5 protein-coding genes are annotated in these 4,059 nt (G+C 65.7%); 3 read left to right on the forward strand and 2 right to left on the reverse strand.

The genetic code is table 11. The features are described from left to right. Positions 1–731 (reverse strand): thioesterase family protein (locus tag WAW17_RS24935; protein WP_422335560.1); only part of this gene is annotated, 731 nt, incomplete at its 3' end. 845 nt (positions 732–1,576) lie between these two features. Here WAW17_RS24935 and WAW17_RS24940 point away from each other — a divergent pair. Together WAW17_RS24940 and WAW17_RS24945 are read left to right on the forward strand one after the other, a co-directional pair. Beyond that, positions 1,577–1,780, forward strand: coding sequence for a ribbon-helix-helix protein, CopG family (locus tag WAW17_RS24940; RefSeq protein ID WP_422335561.1), 204 nt, complete (start codon positions 1,577–1,579; stop codon positions 1,778–1,780). Beyond that, complete coding sequence (locus WAW17_RS24945; protein WP_422335562.1) at positions 1,777–2,154, forward strand: type II toxin-antitoxin system death-on-curing family toxin; 378 nt, start codon at positions 1,777–1,779, stop codon at positions 2,152–2,154. Before WAW17_RS24940 ends, WAW17_RS24945 begins: the two co-directional genes overlap by 4 nt. A gap of 54 nt (positions 2,155–2,208) precedes the next feature. Here WAW17_RS24945 and WAW17_RS24950 read toward each other — a convergent pair whose 3' ends face one another. Then, complete coding sequence (locus tag WAW17_RS24950; RefSeq protein ID WP_422335563.1) at positions 2,209–2,949, reverse strand: hypothetical protein; 741 nt, start codon at positions 2,947–2,949, stop codon at positions 2,209–2,211. A 165-nt stretch (positions 2,950–3,114) separates the two neighbouring features. Here WAW17_RS24950 and WAW17_RS24955 point away from each other — a divergent pair. Further along, a partial coding sequence (locus WAW17_RS24955; RefSeq protein ID WP_422335564.1) for a hypothetical protein occupies positions 3,115–4,059 on the forward strand: 945 nt, incomplete at its 3' end.

Below are 4,059 nucleotides of genomic sequence, written 5' to 3' on the forward strand. Positions count from 1 at the left end.
ACGGGACCGTGCGTGTCGTGGATGACGCTGCTGGTCAGTCCGAGTCCGGTGGGACCGAACGAAACCGAGGTGTCGAAGCCGATCCAGTCACCACGCGGTTCGGTGAACAGGTGGGCGGTGAGGTCGACGTTGGGGAAGACAACCTCTTTCGGGGACGCGCGCACGGTCATCCCGTTGGCGATGTCGAACAGGCCCGCGGCGCTCGACAAGGTGCTGGCCCTCTCGCCGAGCACGAGTGGCAGCGGCGTGCGCACCCAGTACGCCGCCCGTCCGGGTTCGATCTGGATGCGGCGCACCTCGGTGGAGGCGATGAACCCACCCGGCCACACCGTCGAGGCATCCCAGGGGGGCATGGCGTCGGGCGGGTCGATTCGCGGCAGCGGCGTTGCCTCCAGCTCGGCGGTGGGGCGGGGCTGCATGAGCCAGGCTCGCAGCCGCACCGCGGCGCGACCGTGATGGGAGAGGACGGCCTCGGCGAGCTCGATGGTGCGCCCGGGACGGAGGACGGTGACGGTGGTCTCGACCGTGTCGACCGGAACGGTGCCCAGGATGTCGTAGGACAGCCGGCAGATGATCAGTCCGTCGTCACGCCGTGCGTCACGGTCGCATTCCACGACGTGGGCCAGCAGGCCCAGCGCGGGCGCGATGTGCTGCTCTTCGGTGTCCCAGGCGCCGCTGACGTGTGGGGTCGGCCGGAACGCGGCCGCACCGATGCGTTCGAAATAGGCCATCTGTTGCTCCTTGCAAGGGGATCGGTGGCTCATCCCGCCATGAGTCAGTGGGTCACAACGAGGCACGGTGTCCTCTCGGTAAGTCTCCCTGTCGGCGATTCTCAAGGCCGGCCGGAGACAAGCGCGCTGTCCGAGGATTGTGACAAGTAGATGAGAATCCTTGGGGCACAAGGCAGCGGAAACGCCAGTTCGGCGCTGCACATGACTGACAAATTCGACGGAAACCTACAGGCGACGCGGGTTGCGGTGAACCTGCCCGCTCAGCGTTCGGCTCGCGGGAATCGTGAGTGGTTGGCCAGTCGACGGGGATTATTGGGAAATGAGTACCCGCGGAACCGTGCGAAGTTGGGACCCTCAATCGAGATCGGGTGTCGTGGATTCGTCCCAGACCCCACGCGGGTGTTGGATACCCGCCGCCGCAATCGAGGAGAACGATCGGACTCAATGCCGTCGAGACCCGGACCGACGGTGCGGACATTCCAAGCGGATTCGGATTCGGCCTCTTTTACGAGACGGACGTCGCGACCGCGACGGCCGAGATTGGCGAGGCAGTTCAGGACTGGCTCTCGGGATACGAGTTCGTCCTGTGGCCCGTAGCAAGCCGCAGCCCCTCGCTGGTTCTCAAACCTGACGTCCGGGATGGAAATCGCCCTCTGAATCGACCGCGCCAACGACTTCGTCACTTGTCTGATCGGCGAGCTCTGCACATGGCGTGCATCGGCTCAGGAAGCCTGCCCGGCTCAACGTTCAACAGCGGCAACGCATACTGACTGCCGGGAAACGTGGCGTCACTTCCAGATCTTTCGCGGAAGCAGAATTGGTATCGTGAGTGATACCATATTGGCATGCCGATGACACTCCGCCTTTCTGACGCCGAAGCAGCCGCCCTGCGTGCTCGTGCCGAACGCGAGCATCGTTCGATGCAGGATGTCGCCAGAGCGGCGGTCCGCGAGTACGTGGAGAACCACAGCAGAGCCGAATTGCTCGACCAAGTGCTCGACGAAGAGCTGCCGCGCTACGCCGAGGCACTGGAGCGGCTCGGTCAGTGATCTACCTGACCATGCCCGAGCTGCTTCACGTTGCGGAACGGACGCTCGGAAGTGAGGTCCTCGTACGTGACCACGGGTTGCTCCACTCAGCGTTGGCTCGGCCACAGACCAGTGTGTTCGGCGCCGACGCCTACGCCAGCATCGAGGAGAAAGCTGCAGCCTTCCTGCATTCCCTGGCCCGAAACCATGCCCTCGCCGACGGTAATAAGCGACTCGCTCTTGCAGCCACGATCGCATTCCTCGGTGTCAACGGGCGCAGATTGACCCTCTCCAACGATCAGGCCTACGACCTCATCATTGCTGTTGCGGTCGGCGAGTTGGACGACGTCCCCTCGATCGCCGATCGCATCAGTCACGCCACCGAAATACGCTGATGGGATATCGATGCCCCGAACGTGGGCCGTGACCGCTCGCCTATCGGCGACCGGTCAGTATCGGCGGACGAGTTCGGGGTGGCGTTCGCGGAGATAGAGTCCGCCGAACATCGCGCATTCGTCGGCGATCCACGTCCACGCTCGCTGGTCCCACTCCGCCAACTCGGCGAGGGCGCCCGCGACCGTGGTCGTCCCGTTCGAGCTCGTGCGTAGTACGACGGTGGGGTCGTCCCAGTCGATCCCGGCGGGCGATGCCGTCAACGAGCTGGCTGAGGTGGCGATGACGTTTTGGCGTCGTGGATCGGCGAGTTGATTCCTCATCGGCGTATCACCACCAGTGTTGTACCAGTCGGAGCGACGCGATGCCGGCACCGCCAACGGGAACGCATCGACCAGCTGCGCCCAGGTTTCGGGTCCGGCGATCTCGTACACCCGCGGTGTGCCGTCGATACGGACCGACCACACCCGTGCGCGCGCACCATCGGAGATATCGTCCTCTTCGAGCAGTAACTCCACCGCGCCGAGACCTTCCCGCGAACGGCTCGTGGCAGGGATTCCGGTCGCCACAGGGGTCGACCACCATTCACCGCTGATATGCCGATCCGGATCCTCTTCCTGGTAGCCCCGAAACCGGGCTTCGGTGGCGAGCACGTCTTCGCGCCACCGGAGCAGATCCGATCGGCGACCACCTATCTGGTTCCATTGGAAGCACCACTCGGAGACGCTCAGACCGGTACCGACCACCTCATCACCAAGTTGGACCTGCAACTCGACCTGCCGAATTGGTAGCGCCACGCCCACCTCATCGGAACCGACCTGTAGGTTGTAGTCCTGCCCCTCGTCAATCGACCTGACGGGTGCTCGATTCCGCTCGCCCATCGGCTATCGGTGAACGGGGCGCTGTGCGCCGTCTGTGGCTGTCGCCAGACGGCGCCGCGGCCCACATGCCATCCTCGGGGGATGGCAAGAACGTGGTTGTCGGTGACGGTGGAGCTGCTCGGCGGGCGCGGCGAGGAACTGTGGCCATGGCCCGGTCGCGTCTTCGCGGTCGGACCGTCGCACACCTTCATGGACCTCGCGAATGCCGTCAACGACGCCTTCGCCCGGTGGGACAGGTCTCACCTGTCGATGTTCACCCTTGCCGATGGACGAGTGGTCACCGACGCACAGACGGGGGCCGAGGTGGCTGGGTCGATCGGTGGGCCCATCACGGAGCCGGTGGACATCGAGTCGGCAAAGGTCGCTCGGCTCCTAGGGCCCGGAGCGGAGTTCCAGTTCACCTTCGACCTGGGCGATGACTGGACCCACCGCTGTGTGGTCGGCGGCGACAAGGTCGACCCCGTGGAAGTGCTGGGAATCACGCCAAGGAACCCCCTGCCTTACTGGGGATGGGGCAGCATCCCGGACCAGTACGGGCGCCGGTGGGCCGACGACGACGGGCAGAGCCGAGCACCGCGCAGACCGACCCAACCGCATCCGATGCTGCTGCACGCGTGGCCCGCACAGGACCAGGTGCCCACCCTCGACCTGTCCGAGCTGCGCGCCGCTATCGCGGCAGCAGATGCGGCCCGCTTCCTCGCCGCGGTGCGGGGACGTGACGTCGACGACGCGCTGCAACAGGTGGGGGCCGGAATACCGCTGGCACTGCAGCAGCGACGGGAGCAGGCCGAGCCAGTGACGCTCTCGGTTATCAACCGGCTGACCCGGCGCGCCGGCGCGGGTGACGGGGTGCTGGCCGAGGACCTGCTCGCGGGTCTGCGCGGCGAGCCGCTCGCAGGGCGGGTGGTGCCGGTCGACCTCGAGATGCTCGGTACCGAACTGGAGGGGGATCTGGGCATGTCGACCGGTGGCTACGTCGACCTGCGCACCGGGGACGTGTACGACGACAGCAGCACTGACCCGATG

The sequence above is a fragment of the Rhodococcus sp. (in: high G+C Gram-positive bacteria) genome (assembly GCF_049286785.1).
In the GTDB taxonomy this organism is placed as follows: domain Bacteria; phylum Actinomycetota; class Actinomycetes; order Mycobacteriales; family Mycobacteriaceae; genus Rhodococcus_F.